The sequence below is a fragment of the Desulfuromonas sp. genome (assembly GCF_002868845.1).
Classification (GTDB): domain Bacteria; phylum Desulfobacterota; class Desulfuromonadia; order Desulfuromonadales; family BM501; genus BM501.
Map to the genome: position 1 here is coordinate 1 of NZ_PKUB01000039.1, position 20,639 is coordinate 20,639.

The window sequence follows — 20,639 nt, forward strand, 5'->3', positions numbered from 1 at the left end:
AGTTCTCTCACAGAGAGGCCGGATATACGGCAGCAATCCTGTCCCTGTCATTCAGTTCACAAGCCCTTGCAAAGCGGGGGGAGACCATATATGAGCGAAGGCGAACGGGCGTGAGGCCGATTCTGATTTAGCTTTGCCCGTCCAGCAGACGATGCAGAACGACTGAATTCAACGACAGCGAAGTGCCACACTAGAATGACCTATTGACAGGGGGTGCCATGATGGGAACCAAGCTTCCCGCGACAATTCTGCTCTTTTCCGCCCTGACCCTCGGCGGCGGCAGCGCCGCCCTGGGCGAGGATTTCGATCCCAACGCGTGGTTCGACGAATGTCCCGACGCCCTGTGCGGCGCGCCTCCGGCCGGGGGCGCCGGCGGCGGGGGGGGCGGGGGCGGACCGATCATCGTCAACTACGACCTCGGCCCCAAGTTCTCCCTGCAGGAGGATATCGACGCCGACGGCATCGTCGATACCCGCGACAGTTGCCCCTTCACCCCCAACGACCAGAGCGAAAACGGCGACGGCGACGACCACGGCGACGCCTGCGACAACTGCCCGGGCGTGGCCAACAACCTGCAGACCGACATCGACGGCGACGGCCTGGGCGATGCCTGCGACATGGATCTGGACGGCGACGGGGCGCCCAACGTTGACGACAACTGCGTCGCCGTCCACGACCCCACCCTGGCCGATTACGACGGCGACGGCGTCGGCGACGTCTGCGACGAGGACGACGACAACGACGGCGTCCCCGACCGGGTCGACAACTGCAGCAAGGTCTACAACCCGGGCCAGGAGAACAGCGACTTCTACATGATCGGCGACGTCCTCGGCGATTCCTGCGACGACGACCTGGACAACGACGGCTTTTTGGAGAGCGGCGGGGGCGAACGCGACCTCTGCCCCAACCTCCACACCTACCAGAACACCGATATCGATGACGACGGGGTGGGCGACGCCTGCGACAACTGTCCCGTCATTGCCAATGCCGGTCAGGCCGACGCCGACCGCAACGGGCTGGGAGACGCGTGCGATGGGATATAGACACCTCTGCTTTTTGCTGATCCTGCCCCTGCTGCTGCTCGGTTCCGGCTGCTCCGAGGGCGACCTGGAGCGGACCCAGGCGCGCAGCAAGCTCGCCCTCCAGGGGACATTCATCACCGAGAGCCCCGACGAGATCCGGTTCCCGGTCAAGGTGCTGTTCGCCATCGACTGCTCCCTGAGCATGGGCGATGAGATCAACGGACAGCTCGCCGGCTCCGACCCCTACTTCCTGCGCATCGAGGCGGTCCGCAACTTCATCAACGAGTACAACAGCAACGAGAACACCTCTTTCGAGGTCATGCTCTGGAACAACGACGTCTTCTCCCGCACCCGCACCGCCGACGGCCACGGAGGGTTCACCAAGGATCCGGCGGAGATCAACCGGGTCCTGGACGGCGCCTACAACGACACCATGACCGACTACCTCGGGACCCTCGACGCTGTCTACGGCGACATCGCGCGGGATATCCGCAACACCGACGACGAGGAGAACCTGATCCGGACCAAGTACATCGTCGTCTTCCTGAGCGACGGCATGTCCAACGTCCAGGGCGGCCGCCAGCCCGACGCCGACATCTGGAACGGCGCCAGCGACATCGCCGAGATGGTCGAAGAGAGCGGCGTCGGCGGCTTCAATTTTCACACCTTTTTGCTCCTCGGCATGTTTCCCCCCACCTCCGAGGGCCAGCAGGCCCAGTCCCTCGCCGAGGCGACCCTGGAGGGGATGGCCGACCGGGGCAACGGCCAGTTCCGGCGCTTCGACAACGCCGAGAGCGTCGACTTCATCAACATCGTCGACATGCGCCTGACCGTCGAGTACAAGATCAAGTACCTGCTCGCCTACAACTTCAACGTGCGCCCGGGCGTGGAGCTGGTCCACGTCGACAGCGACGGGGACGGCCTGCCGGACGAGGAGGAGGTGCTCTACGGCAGCGACCCGAACCTGGCCGACAGCGACGGCGACGGCCTCGGGGACTATTTCGAGGTCAAGATGAGTTCCCCGGGGCACGAGCTCGACCCCCTGGTGCAGGACAGCCCCTGCGACCTGGCGCCGGGCGGGGTATGGCCCGACACCGACGACGACGGCCTGACCGACTGCGAGGAGTACGTGAAGGGGACCAACCGGCGCATCGTCGACACCGACCGGGACGGCATTCCCGACGGCATCGAGTTTCTGACCGGCACCAACCCCCTGGAGGTTCAGTACACCACCGACAGCGATTTCGACGGCTCCGAGGACTGGCTCGAGGTGCAGCGCCACACCAACGTTCTGTCCAACGATCCGAAGATCAGGGAGCGCTACAGCTACAACTACGACATCGTCGACAACGGGCTGGTCCCCATCGAGCAGGGCTCCTCCATGCCCTCCTACGTGCGCGAGTACAACTTCCACATCTCCAACATCGACATCATGGACACCGCCGGCTTCGAGGACGAGGAGGGCGTCGTCCTCCGGCCGGAGGGGGACAACCGGCTGCGGTTCTACGTCGCCGAGGTGCCGGAGGACAACCCCGACTCCCCGCCCGTCTTCCGCATGGCGGAGATCGTGGTGAACATGAACGACGAGGGTCGGAACATCGTCCTGACCCCTGCCGATTTTGAACTGATGCCATGAAAGAGGGTGATCTGATGAAAAGAAGCCGCGCTTTGATTTGGGGATTCTGCCTGGTGCTGCTCTCCGCCTGCTCAGGCGGCGACCCGGAGGGGGACGCCTCGGGGGCCAAGACCCTCTCCCTCGGTTCGGAGGTCTCGGGCGCCATCGCCGAGGTCGGCGAGGTCGACTGGTACCGCTACCGGGCCGTCGAGGCGAACAACGTGCTCCAGGTCAGGTGCTCCTCCAACACCTTCCGCCCGGACGTCGATCTGCTGGTGACCGCCTACGAGGTGGACGGGGAGGGGAACAGGGTCCGGATCTACGGCGACCACGCCCCGGAGGGGAGCCAGCTGCCGGCGGACCTCGCCCTGAACCTGTACATCGACACGCCCAAGGATCTCCTCATCGCGGTGCGCGACCTGCTCGACTACGAAGCCTCGTAGCATCCCTACTACCTTTCCCTCGACTATCTCCAGGGCGGCGACGGGGACGAGAACTTCGCCAGCGCAAGTTTCCTGGCGGTCGATGACCCCGGCAGCGGCTACGACGGCAACATCGGCCATGTCGGCGACGTCGACTGCTACACCTTTGTCGCCGGCGCCGACGGCGTGTACGCGGTGACCGTCGATTACACCCCCTTTGCCGGCGGCACCGACGTCGATCTGAAGATCGAGATCTACGACGGGGACGGGGCGCTGGTGATGAGCGATTACGGCCAGAAGAGCAAGTACCGGCTCCTTCCCTGCCTGGCCGCCGGCGACTACTACGTGCTGATCGAGGATTTCGGCCGCGACGACTACGACACCTCCTCCAACTACCACATCGCCGTGCAGACGGCAGCGGCGGCCGAAGCGGGCGCCGACGACAACCGCGGCGAGGCGACCGTCCTCTCCTTCGATGCCGCCCTGCAGAGCTATCTCGGCAGCGGCGCCCTCGAATACGCCGGCGACCAGGACTGGTACCACCTGCCCCTGGCGGGGATTCCGGCCAGCGGGCTGCAGGTCCTCGAGATCAGCTTCGACGACGGCGGGGCCGGCAGCGCCTTCCGGTACCAGATCCAGCTCGAAGACGTATTCGGCGAGGTGCTCCTGGTGCACGACTACCTCGGCGGCTCGGCCACCTACAGGACCGAGATCCTGGCTGGCGGCGGCGATCACTTCCTGAGCGTCCAAAGCGCCGAAGGGCAGGCCGTCGAGGCGGCGGCGCCCTACGAGCTGTCGGTGCAGGTCCTCGACGTCGACGACCCCGCCGAGGCCGGCGCCGGCAACGACAGCATCAACACCGCCCAGGCCCTCGCCCCGGCCAGTACCCCCGAGAACGGCTGGACAGAGGCCAAGATCGCCTACCGCGGCGATGACGACTGGTACTACCTCGATACCGACAACGGCAACCCCCGGGTGCTGGAGATGTTCATGGAGACCGAGGAGCCGTCCCTGGCCGACTACGCGGTCAGCATCCTGCGCGACGACCTGATCGAGAAGGTCTACGACAGCAACGGTGAGGACGGCCCCACCGAACTCAAAACCAGCATCCTGCTGCCGGCCGGGAGCCCGGTCGGCCCCGTCACCTACTTTTTCAAGGTCTCGGACGCCCAGGGCGACGAGGGCGACGGCCTGGTGCCCTACTATATCCGGGGCAACCTGGTCGACATCCCTTCGGCCCTGCCGGCCGATCCCGGCGCCCCGGCCGGGGCCGTCTACTACGATGAAGCCTCGGAAGGGAGCAACCCCGGCGACGCCCATGTGCGCCTTGAACACAATTCCCTGCTGCAGAAGGAATACGCCGTCAATACCGCGCTGCTCGATTTCAACGGGCCCAACCCCTCCCCCGGCATCACCCGCTCGGCCGCAGGCGGCCTGACCACGATCGCGTTCCCCTGGATCGGCGGCTACATCGACTACCAGGGCGATCAGGACTGGTTCGAGCTCGACCTGGGGCCCCTCTATCAACAGGGCGTTCCCGCCGACAGCGACTGGTATTACGACCTGCAGGTGGAGTTGTACGTCGGCGGCGCGGGGTCGCCTGTGGAATACGTCTGGAAGGTCTACCGCGACCACAACGACAACCGCATCCTGGTCGACCGGGCGGGCGATTCGGACGGCTTCTTCGCCAGCGCCGGCGACAGCGATACGGCGGTGGCGCCGCTGAATCTTTTCACGCCCGCGGCCGGTTCCGGTGACCAATTCTGGGTGGGGGATGCCTGGGAAGGCAAGTTCTATCTCAGCCTCGGCGATTTCAACTTCGTCGATGCCGGCCGCCCCGACGACGACTGGGGCTACGAAGTGCCTTACTACTGCAGGCTGACCCTCGTTTATCACCCGGGCGTGTCGCACCCGTAGCAGCGAACAGCCTCCTCGCTGGCTGAGTATTGATCGGAGATGAGCCGTATGGCTCGCAGCACCCGTGTTGCCCCTGACCTGAATAGGAAAGGGGCGTGTTTTTTCTGATGCTTAACCCCCCATGAGGGCCTTGTGGTTTTCATGTTGGGCGAATTGTGAAATTTTTTTTATAAAGTTTCTTGAGTTGTCGGGTTGCCCTGCTAGTATCTGATTATATTTGGGCGGTCAGCGCAGGGCAAATCATCATGGGCCCGTGTTTAAGTCGTTTTTATTATTGAAATGAAAGAAGTGATTTATATTTTTTAAATGGAGAAGGCGATGCAGGGATTAAAATTGAAAGCAAAAAGCGTAACACATGACCATCTCTTGGGTGTTGCAAACAGTTGTCTTTCAATTAAAGAAGAACAGAAAACCATAAGGATTTTGGATGTAGGTTGTGGTAATGGAGACCTTGTTAGTTATCTCTACTTGAGTTTCGAAGCAAAATACCCAAACAAAAATGTAGAGTTGTATGGCTTTGACGTTTTTGAGCATGGAGCAAAAAAAAATGATTATCTCAATGGTGTCATTGGGAAGCTGAGTTCTTTCGGACCGAGTGTTCCTTGGGGTGAAAGAATTACAACAATATCTAATTCAGAGCGTTGGCCCTACGAAGATGATTATTTTGATTTGATTTTATCCAATCAGGTCTTGGAACATGTTCATGATCATGACTTTTTGTTTTCAGAAGTAGCTAGAACCTTAAAGCCTGGAGGGTTCTCTGCCCACTTATTCCCATTGAGTAGTTGTTTTGTTGAGTGTCATATACTGGTTCCTTTAGCCCATAGAATTAAAAATTACGAGTTGCTAAAGAGTTTCATAAGGTTTTTTATTAGGGTTAAGGCGATAAGGCATTTCCCAGATTTATTGGAAAAAAACATGTCCCTGACGAGGCTCTCTGAATCTTATGCAGACTATCTTGTCAATTATACAAATTACCCGAGCACTGCAAAATGTTTGCGCTTGGGCAGAAAATACAAGATGAGAACTTCTTTTAAGTATACTAAGAATTTTTATTTACAGAAGCTAAGGTCTATGGTTGGACTTAATCCCAGACGCACGTATGACAAAAATAACACCTTTGCAGATTATGGTCTTTTCATGTTTTTGAAATATGTTTCCTGTGTCACCCTTTTTATGCAAAAGGAAAATATCAAATAGGGGCATTCAGAGGGCACAAGGCAGATTCTAGTCAAAAGTGTACCGCCGGAGGTATCCCGGAGGCACAATAACGATTTAAATTTTGCGAGGCCGACCGTGGGACATCGGCCGTAGGGAATTCCCGACCAACGTTTCCACCTCCAGAATAAACCTTTCACTTCCAGCCGGGCGCCCTGTCCGGGGCCCTTGAAGGATGTGGCGGGTCTTTTCCACTTCATCTTCACCTTGAAGAAACTCTACCCAATTGCCAACCATCTCAGTCAGGACGCGGCCCCGGTCCAAGGGATCGGTTTCGGCTTACTTCGCATGGCAGCGCGCGCTGGACCAGGGGGAGTCGAAGGCGGATGCCACCATGTTCGATAAGGCATGTCGGCTATTCCCCCCGGCGCACCCCGTTTTCGTCGATCCAGGCGCTGACGAGGCGGGCGGGGGTGATGTCGAAGTAGATGTTGCGCACCGTCAGCCCGGGGCGCTCCGGGGCGTCGAGTTCGGCGGGGTCCATCTCCTCCAGGGGCGGCGGGTCCGTGGTGGATTCGTGGCGCTTGAAACTCTCGCAGCAGACGTAGAAGGGGATGCCCTGATCCCGGGCGGCCAGGGCGAGGGGGTAGGTTCCGGCCTTGTTGACCACCGAGCCGTCGGCGAGCAGGCTGTCGGCTCCCACCAGGGCGAGGTCGGCCTGTCCGGCGAAGAGGCCGAGCTGGGCGTCGGTCACCAGGGTCACGGGGATGCCCCACCCGCAGAGAGACTCGGCCAGTTTGTGCCCCTCGCAGAGGGGGCGCGACTCGCTGATCACCGCCGTGACGCCCTCCTCCCCGAGTCGTGCGAAGACCGTCAGGACCGTGGAACTGAGGCTGTGGGAAAGAACGGTTTTCCCCGCTCCGATCAGCCTGGCGGCGTGCGCCGCCGCCCTCTCCACCGCGACCCTCGAGATCCGGCAGAGTCTGTTCGCGGCCTCGGAGGCGCCCTGGCGGAGAGCCGCCAGGTCTTCTTCCGGAAGGGCGTCGAGGTCCCTTAGCCAGCGCGAAAGCAGGTTGTCGATGGGGGCCATGCTCGGCCGGGCGGCAGCCAGGGCGGCGGCCTGCTCCCGCAGGAGGCGGCGCAGATCCGGCGGGGCGCCCGCCGGGTTCTGCAGGGCGCTGTCGCAGAGGGCCTTGAGGCAGAAGCGGGCGAGCTCGCTGGCCCCCCGGGTGCGGTCGACGGCCAGCTCGACGCATCGCCTCTCGAACTCGCTCTTAGCCATCGGTCTCTCCCACTTCCAGGCAGGCCGACAGGGCCTCGGCCAGGGCCGGCACGGTCTCGAAGCTCTTCACCTCTTCCGGCCTCACCCAGCACGATTCCACGTGCTCCCAGTCGAGGCGGAGCCCCGATGCGTCGTCCAGGTCGAACAGGAAGGGGTGGACGATCCAGCACACCTCCAACTTTCGGTCGAGCACCTCGAGGGGGGCTCCCGCCCTCGCCAGGCGGAGCCTGTCGGCGGGCAGGCCGGTCTCCTCGCGGATTTCTCTCAGGGCCTGGGCGAGGGCCGTGGGGTCTTCCAGAAAGCCGCTCACCCCGGCCCAACGGCCCCGGTAGCTGCCGACCCGGTCGCTTCGCCGCAGGAGCAGGATCCTGCCGTCGTGTCGCAGGAAGGCGGTCACCACCGCCCGTCTTTCCATCTCGGCCGGGACGGCCCTGGGAAGGGTCAAGGAACTCTCCTGTTCTTTGTTCAGGCCGGGGGCGCCCCGGCGACGGGGAAATGAGTCCGGCCTTTCGGGGAGAGCGAAAACGATTTGCCTTTGCCTGGGGTGACGGGACGTTGTATTTTAGGGCGCCCGGCCCGAAGCCGAGGGAAGGAGGCGTGGAAGTGAGAAGAGAGTCCCGAAAGCACATGTTGCAGCGCTACAACAAGGAGCGCCAGCGCAACCTGTTGGCCCGGCCCGGCGCCCACGATTTCGTCCTGGTGCTCGACAACCTCAAGCCGGGCTTCAACGTCCCCAAGATCTTTCGCAGCGCCGAGGCGTTCGGTGCCAGAGAGGTCCACCTGGTCAACATCGGCCCCTTCGACCCGGCGCCGGCCAAGGGCTCCTTCCGCAAGGTTCCGGCCCGTTTCCACGACGATTTCCGTCCGTGCCAAGACAGCCTCCGGTCCGAGGGGTACGATCTGTTCGTTCTCGATCCGGGGTGCCCCGACGTGCTCGGCGCCTTCGAGCTGCCTGAAAAGAGCGCCTTCGTTCTCGGCAACGAGGAGTTCGGGTTCAGCTTCGAACCGACCGATTACCCCTGTTTGCGCCGCCTGTCCATCCCTCAGTTCGGGAGGGTGCAGAGCCTCAACGTGAGCATCGCCGCGTCTATCGTCATGTACGAGTATCTTCGTCAGAGAGGGACGGGGCCGTGAGCCCGGTCTCCTGAGGCGGTGGGGCGGGTTGAGGCTTCACTGGTGGTAATCGCCCTCGCGCCTCTCCTTGCCCTGAAAAAACATTCCCCTCACCCCGCGCAGCGGGTCCCGGCCGACCTGGACCCACCCGTCCGAGCGTTTGAACCTGTCGATGAGTCCGAAATCGACCAGATTCTCGAGGTCCTTGGGCTCGATCGAGCCCTTTTCCCCGTTTTTGAAAACGACAGAAATTCGCATCGCGGTTACCTCATGTCCTGAGGGATTTCATTCCTATATAGCCAACCATATCCTGCGGGCCTTGCAAGACGGGCGAAACGTTTTTTCGCTTGACAAAACGCGGGCAGGGCTTTTTATGGGTCGCAGGCCGAAGGGAAAAGGGCTTGGGGGGGAGGCGCCTTTCCCGCAGACCCGAAAAAGGGCCCCCGAGGGGGCCCTGTCGAGGCTCCGGTACCGGGAGAGTTACTTCTTGTGGCAGTCCTTGCAGCCGGTGGGACCTTTGCCCTCCTTCTTGTGGCAGCCCTTGCAGAGTTCGTGGGCTTTGTCTTTTTCCAGTTCGAAATGGCCCGGTTCGCCGGCGCCGTGGAAGGTCTGGCAGCCGTAGGCATCGGCATGGGTCTTGTGGGGGAGGGAGACGGCCCCCATCTTGTTTTCGAGGGTCATCATTTCCGGGGCCTCGGCCGCCACGGCGACCTTGGACACCGTCGTGGAGACTTCCGCGCCCGCCTGCTCGGCCGCCGCAGTCACGGTCTTCTCGGTCGTGGTGACGGTCTGGGAGACGGCGGTCCCTGCGGCGCCGCCTTCAAACAGCTCTTCCAGGTTCTCTTTGCCCTGGGCCTGCTCGGAGGTGCCCTCCATCATCCCGGCCATTGTCTCCTTGGCCGCCTCGGTCGTCTCCCCGATTTTCTCCCCGGCGCTCTTCGCAGCCTCGGTCACCTTTTCGGCGGCCATCCCCGCGGCTTCTTCGGCCTTCGCCGCGGCGCTTTTGGTCTTCTCCATCATCTTCTCGGTCATCGAGGGCGCGCCCGCCGTCTTCTCCGCGGGGGCCTCCTCCTGTTTGCCGCAGGCCGTCATGAGCAAGACGGCGCATGCCATTGCCAACCACGCTTTGCTTCTCATACCTTCTCCTTTCCGTGTTCGTTTTTTTCTGTGAGAAATGAGTTTACCAGCAAATGTGTCATTCTCCAGAGGGGGAGCATCCGGGCCTCATTTGGTCCAAAGAAGCCGAGCCCGCCTCCGGCCCCCGCCGCTTCCCTATCCAAAGACTCTCTTCTTTAACCATGAAAATACCATGTCTCCGCGCACCTTTCGCAAAGGCCTGTTATTCTTGATGACAATGGCGATTCTCTGACGGCGGCGCGCCCGGGTCTTATGCCCGCGGGCCGAACCTCCGGCGGTCCCCCAGTATTCGAGAAAGCGAGGACGTTCCCCGATGAACCTGGCGCATCAATTTCGCGACAGCTGCGGAGTGGGCCTGCTCGCCCACCTGCGCAACGAACCGAGCCACGGGCTGCTGACCGACTCCATCCGCGCCCTGGACCGCATGATGCACCGCGGTGCGGTCGCCGCCGACGGCAAGAGCGGCGACGGCTGCGGCCTGCTCTGCGCCATGCCGACCCGTTTCATGCGCCGGGTGGCCGGGGAGGAGGGGGTGCCGCTGCCGGAGACATTCGCGGTGGCGACCCTCTTCCTTTCCGACCCGCAGGGGCAGCAGGCGCTCTTCGCCGAGGCCTGCGCCCGCAACGATCTCCGGGCGGTCCTCTTCCGCGAGGTGCCCCTCGACACCGACGCCCTCGGCGAGTACGCCCTGGACCGGATTCCGAAGATCGTCCAGGCTTTCGTGACCCCGGCCGAGCTGATCGCCACCCGCCGCTTCGACGCCCTGCTCTACCTGACCCGCAAGGAGCTGGAGCATGCCCTGGCGGACGATCCCGGCTTCTACATCCCGAGCTTCTCCCGCACTCTCGTCTCCTACAAGGGGCTGGTGACGCCGAGGAACCTGCCCCGGCTCTTTCCCGATTTGAAGCGGGAGGAGTTCGCCACCGGCTTCGTCCTCTTTCACCAGCGCTTCTCCACCAACACCCTGCCCGAGTGGCGCCTGGCCCAGCCCCTGCGCACCCTGGCCCACAACGGCGAGATCAACTCCATCCGCGGCAACCGCTTCAACGCCCTCGCCAAGGCGGCGGCGATGCGCAGCACGGTCTTCTCCGACGACGAGCTGGGGCGCCTGATGCCGATCCTGCAGGCCGGGGCGAGCGACAGCGCCAACCTCGACAACATGTTCGAGTTCCTTCTGGTCAACGGGGTCGATTTTTTCAAGGCGGCGCGGATGCTGATCCCCCCGGCCCGCCACAACGTCGCCCACATGCCGGCCAAGCTGCGCTCCTTCTACGAGTACACCGCCCCGGCCTGGGAGCCCTGGGACGGGCCGGCGGCGGCCTGCGTCACCAACGGCCGCTACGTCGGCTGCGTCCTCGACCGCAACGGCCTGCGACCTGGCAAGTACGTGATCACGGTCGACGACCGGCTGCTGCTGACGAGCGAGTACGGGGTGCTCGGCACCCCTCCGGAGAAGGTGCGGAGCCGCGGCCGCCTGCAGAGCGGCGAGATGATCGCCGCCGACCTGGAGCAGGGGCAGATCTTCTTCACCCGCGACATCGACCGCTACCTGATGAACTCCCAGCCCTACAACGAGTGGCTGACCGACCGCACCTACTACCTGCAGGAGTTCATCGAGCTTCAGTTCGAGGAGCTCGGCGACTACCGGCCCGACGACCTGCACCGCCTGCAGCGCTACCACAACGTCACCAACGAGACCGTGGAGCAGATCGTCAAGCCGATGCTCCTCGAGGGCAAGGAGTCGACCGGCTCCATGGGCGACGACACCCCGCCGGCGGCCTTCTCCACGGTCCAGCGCAGCTTCAGCGACTATTTCCGGCAGAAGTTCGCCCAGGTCACCAACCCCCCCATCGACCCCTACCGGGAGACGGTGGTGATGTCGACCACCATCGGCATCGGCGAGATCGGCAACCCGCTGATCGAGACCCCCGACCGGGGCCGGCGCCTGAAGAGCATCTCGCCGATCCTCTCCCGCGACATCTTCGACGCCCTCCTCTCCTTCGGCGACCCCCACAAGCCCCGTTACGAGCCCTGCTATCGCCACCGGAGCTTCGCCACCGGCTTCGCCGAAGACCTGGAGGGGAGCCTGGAGGCCCTCGGCGGGCGGGTCGTCGCCGCGGTTCGCGAAGAGGGGGTGCGGGTGGTGATCCTCGACGACCGCTGCCTCGGCCCGGAGACCCGAATCATCCCCATGGCCCTGGCGGTCGGCTATCTCAACGGGCGCCTGCTGCGGGAGGGGTTGCGCCACCATGTGTCTCTGGTGGCGGTCACCGGCGCGGTCACCGACGCCCACGGCGCCTGCGTGCTGATCGGCTACGGGGCGGTCGCCGTTTACCCCTGGCTCCTCTACGCCACCGGCCTGCAGGCCTGCGAGCGCCAGGGGGCCACCGCCCGGGAGACCCGCCTCGCCCTGCTCAACCTCTACCGGGCCCTGACCCGGGGGATCCTCAAGGTGATGTCGAAGATGGGCATCAGCACCGTCTCCAGCTACCGCAACGCCGCCCTGTTCGACATCCTCGGACTTTCCCGGGAGGTGGTTGCGGCGTGCTTCCCCGCCTCGCCGGCCCTGCTGCCCGGCCTCGGCTGGGCCGAGCTGGAGGAGCGGATCGCCACGGTCCACCGCCGGGTCTTCCGGCAGAGCTACATGGAGCCGGTCTACCCCCTGGAGCTTGGGAGCTTCTACCGCGCCAACCCCGGCGGCGAGTACCACGACTTCGGCTCGGAGGTGATCGCGGCGCTGCACGCCTATGCCGCCACCCTGCGGCGCGAGGACTACCTGAAATTCCGGAAGCGGATCACCGGTCGGGGGCGCCGCTTCGTGCGCGATTTCCTCGTCTTCGCCAGCGCCCGGGCGCCGGTGCCGCTGGAGGAGGTGGAGCCGGTCGAGGCGATCACCCGGCGCTTCGACTCGGCCGCCATGTCCCTCGGCTCCATCTCCCCCGAGGCCCACGAGGCCCTCGCCGAGGCGATGCACATCCTCGGTGGCCGCTCCAACAGCGGCGAGGGGGGCGAGGACCCGGAGCGGCTGAAGACGGTCCGCAACAGCAAGATCAAGCAGGTCGCCTCGGGCCGCTTCGGGGTCACCCCGGCCTACCTGCGCAGCGCCGAGGAGATCCAGATCAAGGTCGCCCAGGGGGCCAAGCCGGGCGAGGGGGGGCAACTGCCGGGCGAGAAGGTGACCCCCCTGATCGCCTCCCTGCGCTTCACGATCCCCGGGGTCACCCTGATCTCGCCGCCGCCCCACCACGACATCTACTCCATCGAGGACCTGGCCCAGCTGATCTTCGACCTCAAGCAGGTCAATCCCGAGGCCCGGGTCTGCGTCAAGCTCGTCTCCAGCGAGGGGGTCGGCACCATCGCCGCCGGGGTGGCCAAGGCCTACGCCGACCGTATCGTCATCTCCGGCGCCGACGGCGGCACCGGGGCGGCGCCGCAGAGCTCGATCAAGTTCGCCGGCAACCCCTGGGAGCTGGGCCTGGCCGAGGTCAACCAGAGCCTCAAGGGCAACGGCCTGCGCGATCTGGTCCAGCTGCAGACCGACGGCGGCCTCAAAATCGGCGCCGACGTGGTCAAGGCGGCCCTGCTCGGTGCCGAGTCCTACGGTTTCGGCACCGCCCTGCTGGTGATGCTCGGCTGCAAGATGCTGCGGGTCTGCCACCTCAACCGCTGCACCGTCGGCGTCGCCACCCAGGACGATGCGCTGCGCGCCCACTACGTCGGCACGGTGGAGAAGGTGGTGGATTACCTGCGCAACGTGGCCGAGGACGTGCGCGAGGTTCTCGCCGGGCTCGGCCTGCGCAGCCTCGACGAGGCGATCGGCCGGGTCGACCTGCTGCAGGCGGACGACCACCCGGAGGCGCGGAAATTCGACTTCTCCGAGCTGCTGCGGCCCGCCCCCGGCCCCTCCACCTGCCAGAGGCGCAACGATCCCTTCGACCGGAATGCTTTCGAGAAGTCGGTGCTTCAGGAGGTCACCCCGGTCATCAAGAACCCCCTGGAGGAGATCGTCGTCGAGCGCCGCATCGCCAACATCAACCGCTCCTTCGGGGCCCTGATCAGCGGCGAGATCGCCCGCTACTACGGCGACGCCGGCCTGCCCAAGGAGGCGATCACCTTCAGGTTCACCGGGGCCGCCGGCCAGTCCCTCGGCGCCTTCCTGATCCACGGGGTCAACATCTATCTCGAGGGGGTGGCCAACGACTACGTCGGCAAGGGAATGAGCGCCGGCCGCATCATCGTCACCCCCCGCCCCTACCAGGAAGGGGCCGCCGCAGTCGGCAATACCTGCCTGTACGGGGCCACCGGCGGCAAGCTGTTCGTGGCCGGCACCGCCGGCGAGCGCTTCGCGGTGCGCAACTCGGGGGCCCTGGCGGTGGTGGAGGGGACCGGCGACCACGCCTGCGAGTACATGACCGGCGGAACCGTCGTCATTCTCGGCGAGACCGGGATCAACTTCGGCGCCGGCATGACGGGGGGGGCGGCCTTCGTCTACGACCGCCACAAGAACTTCATCGACAAGCTCAACCGGGAGCTGGTGGAGGCGCGGCGCATCGACGTCGACCAGGACAGCGAGGCCAAGCTGTACCTGAAGAAGATCCTGGTCAGCTTCCACAACCGCACCCGCAGCCCACGGGCGCGCCGCATCCTCGACCATTACCGGGAGGAGCTGGCCTATTTCTGGATGATGACGCCGAAGGACATGCGGGCGCCGCTCAATCCGAAAGAGGGAGACTAGGAGCCAGGAAAGGATTACAAGCTAAAAGACCAATTGGGCAACATCAATAAGGCGCCGGCTGTGCCGCAGGTGCGGTGCAGACGGCGGCCGCCGCAAGAGGCACCTATGCAGAGTTTCATCGATAACGAGAGGCAGGAGCCGGAAAAGCGGGACGTCAGCCGCCGCACCCGCTCCTTCGAGGAGATCTACCGCTTCTTCACCCGCCGTCAGGCGGCCCAGCAGGCCGAGCGCTGCGTGCAGTGCGGCGACCCCTTCTGCACCACCCTCGGCTGCCCGCTGAACAACGCCATCCCCCAGTGGCTGGAGGCGATCGCCGAGAAGGACCTGGAGAAGGCCTTCCGCCTCTCCAACGAGACATCGCCCTTTCCCGAGATCCTCGGCCGCATCTGCCCCCACAACCGGGTCTGCGAGGGGGCCTGCACCCTCGAGGACGGCTACGGGGCGATCACCATCGGCGCCATCGAGGCCTCGATCACCGACCTCGGCTTGAAGGCCGGCTACCGGCTTCCCTTCCCCGGGGTTCGGAGCGACAAGAAGGTCGCCGTGGTCGGCTCCGGCCCCGCCGGGTTTTCCTGCGCCCATTTCCTGCTGCGCGCCGGCATCGGCGTCGACATGTACGAGCGCTCCGAGCTGCCCGGGGGACTCCTCTCCTACGGCATTACCGGCTTCAAGCTCGGCAAGGAGCTCATCGCCCGCCGCTTCGGCATCCTCCGGGCGGCGGGCCTGGGTCTGCATCTGGGCAAGGAGGTCGGCACCGACCTGCCCCTCAACGGACTGCTGGACAAGTACGACGCCGTCTTTCTCGGTCTCGGCGCCACCTACGGCAAGCGGGCCGGGATCGAGAACGAGGACCACGAGCAGGTCTTCCTGGCCATGGAGTACCTCTCCAACGTCCAGCGGCGGCTCTACGGGCAGCCGTGGATGGAGGGCTTCGCGGTCGGCGGCAAGCGGGTCGTTGTGGTCGGAGGCGGCGACACCGCCATGGACTGCGTGCGGACCGCGGTGCGGGAGGGGGCCGAGAGCGTGACCTGCCTCTACCGGCGCGACGAGGCCAACATGCCCGGCAGCGCCAAAGAATTCCACAACGCCGTCGAGGAGGGGGTCGTCTTCCTGTTCAACGAGGCCCCCGCGCGTATCGACCTGGACGCCGGCGGGGCCCTCGTCGGCCTCGATGCCGTGCGCACCCGCCTCGGCGAACCCGGCCCCGACGGCCGGCAGAAGGTGTTCGACGTGGAGGGGGGCGAGCACTGCGTGCCGGCCGACGTGGTGATCATGGCCCTGGGGTTCGACACCGGGGCGACCCGCTACCTGCGCGATGCCGGGGTCGAGCTTGGCAAGTGGGGCCAGGTCGTCATCGATCCCGCCACCGGCCGGACCGCCAAGGACAGGGTCTACGCCGGCGGCGACTGCTACCGGGGGGCCGACCTGGTGGTCACCGCCGCGGCCGACGGCCGCCGGGCGGCCCTTGCCATTATGGAGACGTTGCTCGGGGGCGGGGGAGAGGACTAGTTCTTGTCGAGGCGGTGCAGGCCGAGCTCGCCGGCGGTCTTCACCGCGGCGCGGAATTCGGCGAAGGCGGGGCGGCGGTCGAGGGGCGGGTATTCGGCGGCGCGGTAGCAGGGGCGGTACTGGTCCATCAGGTTGAGGTAGGTCTCGGTGGAAATCTCCCGGGCGAGAAAGGCGAGGACCCGGTCGGTGCCGGCGAGGTTCCCGGGGAGGACCAGGTGTCGCACCAGCAGGCCCCGCCGGGCGACCCCCTCCCCGTCGAGGACGAGGTCGCCGACCTGGCGGTGCATCTCACGAACCGCGGCCCGGTTGACCCCGGGGTAGTTCTCCACCCCGAGGTGCTTGCGGGCGACGGCGTCGTCGGCGAACTTCATGTCGGGCATGTAGATATCGACCACCCCGTCGAGCAGCTTCAGGGCCTCGGGACTGTCGTAGCCGCCGGTGTTGTAGACGACCGGCAGGCTCAGCCCCCCCTCGGCGGCGAGGACCAGGGCGGCGAGGAACTGGGCGACGACGTGGCTGGGGGTGACCAGGTTGATGTTGTGGCAGCCCATCCCCTGCAGTTCCAGCATCATGGCGGCCAGTTCCCCGGTCGTGACCTCTCGCCCCTCGCCCCGCTGGCTGATGTCCCAGTTCTGGCAGAAGACGCAGCGCAGGGGGCACCAGCTGAAAAAGATCGTGCCCGAGCCGTAGAGGCCGACCAGGGGCGGTTCTTCACCGTGGTGGGGGCCGTGGCTGCAGACCAGGGCGTACTCCCCCGTGCGGCAGGCCGCGCCCTTGGCCGAGAGGAGGCGGTTGACGCCGCAGCGGCGGGCGCACAGGTCGCAGCGCTCCATGCGGCGGCGGGCCTCGGCGGCTCGCCGTTCGAGCTCTCCGCTCTCGAGGAGTGTGAGGTAGGCGGGGGCAAAGGGGGCGGACATGGGCGGCCTTCCCGGTATCGGGCAGGCCCCGATATCCTCTCTACCGACCCTGTATGGCGGGGGTCAATTCTCCGGGGTGATGTCCCTCGGGTCCTTGCTGCCGAAGATGTTGAGCAGGTCGATCCCGAAGTAGCGCAGGCAGGCCAGGAGCAGGGCCACGGCGCCGGCCTCGTCGAGGTTGCCGAGCAGGGGAATGTTGTCGGGGATGATCTCGAAGAAGCCGGCCCCGGGGTTGAGCACGTAGACCAGGGCGAAGATGCCGAGCAGGGCCACGACCACGCCGCGCATCAGCTGACCCTCACGAAGGGGCGATAGCGCTCGATCATCTCTTCTGTCAGCAGGCCCACACCGCAGCGGTCGCCGACCGTCTCGATCACCACGATCGCCTCGGGATGCTCGAAGTCGACGTGGGCGAGCTGCTCCCGGCGGGCCAGTTCCTCCTCGATGTGGGCGTCGACGGCGCGCTCCACTTCGGGGGAGACGATGGTCCCCTTGAGGCCGCGCCGCTCCAGGCGCACGTAGAAGCGTTTTCCTGCGAGCCGCTCGATATAGGGGGCGATCGCTTCCTTGACCTTGTCGAGGAACTCTTCGGCGCCGAAGGTGAAGGTCCGCTCCACCGGCACCGCCCGGCCCAGGTCCTGGAAGGCGATGAGCCGTTCCTCGCGCCGCTGCCGGACCTCCTCCAGAAAGACCTGCGGGTCGTTTACCTTCCCCAGCAGCACTCCCAAAAACCCGGTCTTGTGAAAATCGCCGTAGGGCCTGAGCTCTTCCAGCAGGTGACGGAAGCGCCCCTCGCTGGCGGTGGTGACGACGAGGTTGAATTCCCACATGGCGGCCTCCTCTGGGTGTCTCTTTCGAGTCTAGCGGAGGTGGCGGGAATGGCAAGGAGGTCCCGCCGGCCGGGCGGGTCAGGGGCAGATCAGGTGGGAGGGGTCGGTTCAGGCCGGCCTGCGGGCGAGAAGGAGAAAGACCGGGTAGCCACGGGGCCCCTGTTCCCGCTTTTTGGTGATGCGGCAGGCGGTGACGAAGCGCACCGCTTCGAAGCCTGCCGCCTCGGCCAACTCCCGGAGCTGGTTGCGGTCGAAGCCGTGGTGGGCGATGCCCGCCGGGTTGTCGTGGAAGGAGCCGTCTTCGGCGTCGAGGTCGGCCAGGGCCAGGATGGCGCCGGGGCGAAGCCCTCGGAAGAAGAGGGAGAGCAGTTCGGCGGTTCCGGGGACGTGGTGCAGGACCATGCAGCTGAAGACCAGGTCATAGGGGCTCTCCGGCAGGGACGGCGGGCCGGCAGGAGAGAGCCAGGCGGTCACGTTGGCCAGGCCGGCGGCCCGCGCCTTCTCCTCCAGCGCGGCGAGCATTCCCGGGGCATTGTCGACGGCGGTGAGATGGGCGAACCGGGGAGCGAGTTGCAGGCCCACCAGTCCGGTGCCGCAGCCGAACTCCAGCGCCTGCATGGCGCCGTCCAGGGGGGTCTCTCGGGCGATCGCCTCGGCCACCGCCCGGGCGAGGGCGGTCCGCCGCGGGTCGGCGTCCCAGGTGGCGGCGGCTTTGCTGAAGTCCCTCGGTTTGGCTTCGCTCATCGGTGACCCGGCCAGTTCAACTGTGGAGGATGTTTCCGAGGTGGACGGCCATGTGGTTGGGGGTGGGGCCGCCGATCCGGCGGAGGAAGCTGGCCAGGGAGAAACTCGGCGCCACCCCCGCATAATCGATGGAGATGTCGGTGATGTTCACGAAAGAGTCGCTCTTTCGGTAGATCTCCTGGGAGTCGGCAATGCCGTTGAAGGTGTGGGCCCGCAGCAGAAAGCGGATGGGCTCCATCTGGGTCTTCCGCTCCTCGTACTCCTGGCGCTTCGCATCGTTGCCCAGGTAGCGGTCCGGGTGGTAGTCGGTCACTGCGAGGAGGTCGTTGACGTCGATGTGGGCGGTGGTCATGCTGGGGCAGATCCGGCGCTGGGGGTCGTTGAGGGCGAAGAATTCGGTGTCTGTCAGGTAGACTTTGCCGGAGCGGTGCATGTGGTCCCGGGCCCAGTGGGTGGCGCTCGACTGTTCGTTGAAGATGTCGGGGATGGTCAGGGCGTAGGGGTCATCGGGCAGGGTGATGGTGCCGACTACCGCGAAGAACTGGTCCTTGGGAAAGAGGATGAGTCTGCGGGCGCTGCTCATAGTGGCCTCTTGGAGGGGGTGAACATCTGAAGACAGGGCGGAGGGGGCTGGCCCCACGCCTGATTTAAGTTAGCATTCATTGGAAGGAAAAGGGAGGGAAAAAATCTTACCGTTGTTTAATGTGGAAAAGGGTGTTCCCTCAGTCCCTGACGGAAAGGACGAAGCAGGGGTTGAGGTAGGCCACCTCCCCGGGGAGGAAGAGGGGGAAGAAGCGTAGCGGCTGGTTCAGGAAATCTCGAACCCGGCAGTTGCCGTCGGGGAGGTTGACGCATACCTCGCCGCGCACCTGCGGTCCGTGGAGGGTCGTCACTTCGACCGGATACCGCCGGCCCAGGGTCATCAGCTCGTCCACCTCTCCGTCGGCGTCGGTCCTGGCCACGCTGATGTTGGCCACGTTCAGGTGCAGCAGACCCTCGGCGGTTTCCACGGGGATAAAGGCGTCTTCGCCGTTGAGCAGTTCGCCCACCCTCTGCGGGCCGAGGCGGTGCATCTCGTAGAGGCTGAGGAAGACCGTCCCTTCGATATCGCTGCCATCGGCGAGGGTGAAGAGGACCCGGCGGCGGTTTTTCTCTATCTTCTGTTCTCCCATGGGAGCCTCCTTATTCGAACAGGGCCTTGTTGACGGCAAAGCGCTGGGCCTCCTCGCGGGAGACCTTCTCCGCGGATAGCAGATCCTGGAGGGCCTGGTCCATCAACTGCATCCCCTGACTCCGGCCGGTCTGGATGATCGAGGGGATCTGGAAGGTCTTGCCCTCGCGGATCAGGTTGGAGACCGCCGGGGTGACGGAGAGGATCTCCAGGGCGGCGCAACGCTTGCCGTCGACGGTCTTGAGCAGCTGCTGGGCAATGACTCCCCGCAGCGATTCGCCGAGCATGGCCCGGACCTGCTCCTGCTGGCTGGTCGGGAAGACGTTGATGATCCGGTCGACGGTCTTGGCGGCGCTGCTGGTGTGCAGGGTGCCGTAGACCAAGTGGCCGGTCTCGGCGGCGGTGATGGCCAGCTCGATGGTCTCCAGGTCGCGCATCTCCCCGACCAGGATGATGTCCGGGTCCTCGCGCAGGGCCGCCTTGAGGGCCGCCGCGAAGGACTGGGTGTGGCGCCCCACCTCCCGCTGGTTGACCAGGCTCTGCTGGCTGAGGTGGACGAACTCGATGGGGTCCTCGACGGTGAGGATGTGCTCCTTGCGGGTCTTGTTGACGTGGTCGATCATCGCCGCCAGGGTCGTCGACTTGCCGCTTCCCGTCGGTCCGGTGACCAGGACCAGGCCCTTCTTGTAGGTGGTGAAGTTGAGGACCGTCTCCGGCAGCCCCAGCTGCTCGGCGGTGAGGATCTCGGTGGGGATGAGGCGGAAGACCGCGCTGATGCCGAGACGGCCCATGAAGATGTTGGCCCGGAAGCGGGATTCCAGGGCGCTCACCTCGTAGGCGAAGTCGAGGTCGCTCGTCTCCTCGAACTGCCGGCGCTGGTCCTCGTTCATGATTTCGTAGAGGAGGGTCTTGTTCTGCTCGTGGCTCAGATCCCGGTTCATGACCGGGACCAGGTCCCCCGACTTGCGCACCAGGGGAGGGTTGCCCGGAGACATGTGGAGGTCCGAGCCCCCCTTTTCCTTCAATACTTTGAACAGTGCGTCAATTTTGGCCATGTCAAGGTCCCG

At 65.0% G+C, this 20,639-nt stretch carries 19 protein-coding genes; 8 read left to right on the plus strand and 11 right to left on the minus strand.

Going from position 1 to position 20,639, the window contains the following annotated elements:
- Positions 1-218 precede the first annotated feature (218 nt).
- The 5 genes from C0617_RS11450 (at position 219) to C0617_RS11470 (ending at position 6,176) form a co-directional block, all read left to right on the plus strand.
- Positions 219-1,043: a thrombospondin type 3 repeat-containing protein gene (locus C0617_RS11450; RefSeq protein WP_291317161.1), complete on the plus strand. Its 825-nt coding sequence runs from the start codon at positions 219-221 to the stop codon at positions 1,041-1,043.
- The gene (locus tag C0617_RS11455) at positions 1,033-2,658 is read left to right on the plus strand and encodes a hypothetical protein (protein ID WP_291317162.1); all 1,626 of its coding nucleotides are present in this window, start codon (positions 1,033-1,035) and stop codon (positions 2,656-2,658) included. Before C0617_RS11450 ends, C0617_RS11455 begins: the two co-directional genes overlap by 11 nt.
- Positions 2,659-2,672: 14 nt before the next feature.
- A complete protein-coding gene (locus tag C0617_RS11460) occupies positions 2,673-3,080 on the plus strand; it encodes a hypothetical protein (protein ID WP_291317163.1) in 408 nt (135 codons plus the stop codon).
- Positions 3,081-3,245: 165 nt separating this feature from the next.
- Positions 3,246-4,976 (plus strand): hypothetical protein, encoded by a 1,731-nt coding sequence (locus C0617_RS11465; RefSeq protein WP_291317164.1) that lies wholly within the window; start codon positions 3,246-3,248, stop codon positions 4,974-4,976.
- Between the two features lie 318 nt (positions 4,977-5,294).
- Positions 5,295-6,176, plus strand: coding sequence for a class I SAM-dependent methyltransferase (locus C0617_RS11470; RefSeq protein WP_291317165.1), 882 nt, complete (start codon positions 5,295-5,297; stop codon positions 6,174-6,176).
- Positions 6,177-6,549: 373 nt separating this feature from the next.
- Here the strand turns inward: C0617_RS11470 and C0617_RS11475 are convergent, their stop codons facing one another.
- Both C0617_RS11475 and C0617_RS11480 read right to left on the minus strand, forming a co-directional pair.
- A complete protein-coding gene (locus tag C0617_RS11475; RefSeq protein WP_291317166.1) occupies positions 6,550-7,416 on the minus strand; it encodes a translation initiation factor eIF-2B in 867 nt (288 codons plus the stop codon).
- The gene (locus tag C0617_RS11480) at positions 7,409-7,861 is read right to left on the minus strand and encodes an NUDIX pyrophosphatase (protein WP_291317167.1); all 453 of its coding nucleotides are present in this window, start codon (positions 7,859-7,861) and stop codon (positions 7,409-7,411) included. The genes C0617_RS11475 and C0617_RS11480 overlap by 8 nt, the downstream gene beginning before the upstream one ends.
- Before the next feature lie 158 nt (positions 7,862-8,019).
- Here C0617_RS11480 and C0617_RS11485 point away from each other — a divergent pair, with 158 nt between their 5' ends.
- On the plus strand, positions 8,020-8,550 hold the full coding sequence (locus C0617_RS11485; RefSeq protein ID WP_291317168.1) for a TrmH family RNA methyltransferase: 531 nt from the start codon (positions 8,020-8,022) through the stop codon (positions 8,548-8,550).
- 36 nt (positions 8,551-8,586) lie between these two features.
- Here C0617_RS11485 and C0617_RS11490 read toward each other — a convergent pair whose 3' ends face one another.
- Both C0617_RS11490 and C0617_RS11495 read right to left on the minus strand, forming a co-directional pair.
- Positions 8,587-8,787, minus strand: coding sequence for a GSU3473 family protein (locus C0617_RS11490; protein WP_291317169.1), 201 nt, complete (start codon positions 8,785-8,787; stop codon positions 8,587-8,589).
- A gap of 222 nt (positions 8,788-9,009) precedes the next feature.
- Entirely contained in the window at positions 9,010-9,666 is a 657-nt protein-coding gene (locus tag C0617_RS11495) for a cytochrome c3 family protein (protein WP_291317170.1), read from the minus strand.
- A gap of 313 nt (positions 9,667-9,979) precedes the next feature.
- Here C0617_RS11495 and gltB point away from each other — a divergent pair, with 313 nt between their 5' ends.
- On the plus strand, positions 9,980-14,401 hold the full coding sequence (gene gltB, locus C0617_RS11500) for a glutamate synthase large subunit (protein WP_291317171.1): 4,422 nt from the start codon (positions 9,980-9,982) through the stop codon (positions 14,399-14,401).
- A gap of 105 nt (positions 14,402-14,506) precedes the next feature.
- On the plus strand, positions 14,507-15,910 hold the full coding sequence (locus C0617_RS11505) for a glutamate synthase subunit beta (protein WP_291317172.1): 1,404 nt from the start codon (positions 14,507-14,509) through the stop codon (positions 15,908-15,910).
- On the opposite strand, the gene C0617_RS11510 is transcribed toward C0617_RS11505, so the two are convergent.
- From C0617_RS11510 to C0617_RS11540, 7 genes are all read right to left on the minus strand, one after another.
- Positions 15,907-16,827, minus strand: a complete 921-nt coding sequence (locus tag C0617_RS11510; RefSeq protein ID WP_291317173.1) for a radical SAM protein — start codon at positions 16,825-16,827, stop codon at positions 15,907-15,909. The two genes, C0617_RS11505 and C0617_RS11510, sit on opposite strands and share 4 nt — an antisense overlap.
- A gap of 63 nt (positions 16,828-16,890) precedes the next feature.
- Positions 16,891-17,115 carry a DUF1232 domain-containing protein gene (locus tag C0617_RS11515; protein WP_291317174.1) on the minus strand — a complete coding sequence of 75 codons (225 nt, stop codon included), beginning with the start codon at positions 17,113-17,115 and terminating at the stop codon, positions 16,891-16,893.
- On the minus strand, positions 17,115-17,657 hold the full coding sequence (locus tag C0617_RS11520; protein WP_291317175.1) for a THUMP domain-containing protein: 543 nt from the start codon (positions 17,655-17,657) through the stop codon (positions 17,115-17,117). The genes C0617_RS11515 and C0617_RS11520 overlap by 1 nt, the downstream gene beginning before the upstream one ends.
- A gap of 108 nt (positions 17,658-17,765) precedes the next feature.
- Complete coding sequence (locus C0617_RS11525) at positions 17,766-18,401, minus strand: class I SAM-dependent methyltransferase (RefSeq protein WP_291317176.1); 636 nt, start codon at positions 18,399-18,401, stop codon at positions 17,766-17,768.
- 16 nt (positions 18,402-18,417) lie between these two features.
- A complete protein-coding gene (locus tag C0617_RS11530) occupies positions 18,418-18,984 on the minus strand; it encodes a hypothetical protein (RefSeq protein ID WP_291317177.1) in 567 nt (188 codons plus the stop codon).
- A 139-nt stretch (positions 18,985-19,123) separates the two neighbouring features.
- On the minus strand, positions 19,124-19,573 hold the full coding sequence (locus tag C0617_RS11535; protein WP_291317178.1) for a hypothetical protein: 450 nt from the start codon (positions 19,571-19,573) through the stop codon (positions 19,124-19,126).
- A gap of 10 nt (positions 19,574-19,583) precedes the next feature.
- Entirely contained in the window at positions 19,584-20,627 is a 1,044-nt protein-coding gene (locus C0617_RS11540) for a type IV pilus twitching motility protein PilT (protein WP_291317179.1), read from the minus strand.
- Positions 20,628-20,639 lie beyond the last annotated feature (12 nt).

Excerpts from the sequence above, each read along its gene's own strand:
- C0617_RS11460 (WP_291317163.1), top strand. The coding sequence starts at position 2,673 with ATGAAAAGAAGCCGCGCTTTGATTTGGGGATTCTGCCTGGTGCTGCTC.
- C0617_RS11495 (WP_291317170.1), bottom strand. The coding sequence starts at position 9,666 with ATGAGAAGCAAAGCGTGGTTGGCAATGGCATGCGCCGTCTTGCTCATG.
- gltB (WP_291317171.1), top strand. The coding sequence starts at position 9,980 with ATGAACCTGGCGCATCAATTTCGCGACAGCTGCGGAGTGGGCCTGCTC.
- C0617_RS11515 (WP_291317174.1), bottom strand. The coding sequence starts at position 17,115 with ATGCGCGGCGTGGTCGTGGCCCTGCTCGGCATCTTCGCCCTGGTCTAC.
- C0617_RS11450 (WP_291317161.1), top strand. The coding sequence starts at position 219 with ATGATGGGAACCAAGCTTCCCGCGACAATTCTGCTCTTTTCCGCCCTG.
- C0617_RS11540 (WP_291317179.1), bottom strand. The coding sequence starts at position 20,627 with ATGGCCAAAATTGACGCACTGTTCAAAGTATTGAAGGAAAAGGGGGGC.
- C0617_RS11475 (WP_291317166.1), bottom strand. The coding sequence starts at position 7,416 with ATGGCTAAGAGCGAGTTCGAGAGGCGATGCGTCGAGCTGGCCGTCGAC.
- C0617_RS11525 (WP_291317176.1), bottom strand. The coding sequence starts at position 18,401 with ATGAGCGAAGCCAAACCGAGGGACTTCAGCAAAGCCGCCGCCACCTGG.
- C0617_RS11505 (WP_291317172.1), top strand. The coding sequence starts at position 14,507 with ATGCAGAGTTTCATCGATAACGAGAGGCAGGAGCCGGAAAAGCGGGAC.
- C0617_RS11520 (WP_291317175.1), bottom strand. The coding sequence starts at position 17,657 with ATGTGGGAATTCAACCTCGTCGTCACCACCGCCAGCGAGGGGCGCTTC.
- C0617_RS11470 (WP_291317165.1), top strand. The coding sequence starts at position 5,295 with ATGCAGGGATTAAAATTGAAAGCAAAAAGCGTAACACATGACCATCTC.
- C0617_RS11510 (WP_291317173.1), bottom strand. The coding sequence starts at position 16,827 with ATGTCCGCCCCCTTTGCCCCCGCCTACCTCACACTCCTCGAGAGCGGA.
- C0617_RS11490 (WP_291317169.1), bottom strand. The coding sequence starts at position 8,787 with ATGCGAATTTCTGTCGTTTTCAAAAACGGGGAAAAGGGCTCGATCGAG.
- C0617_RS11535 (WP_291317178.1), bottom strand. The coding sequence starts at position 19,573 with ATGGGAGAACAGAAGATAGAGAAAAACCGCCGCCGGGTCCTCTTCACC.
- C0617_RS11530 (WP_291317177.1), bottom strand. The coding sequence starts at position 18,984 with ATGAGCAGCGCCCGCAGACTCATCCTCTTTCCCAAGGACCAGTTCTTC.
- C0617_RS11455 (WP_291317162.1), top strand. The coding sequence starts at position 1,033 with ATGGGATATAGACACCTCTGCTTTTTGCTGATCCTGCCCCTGCTGCTG.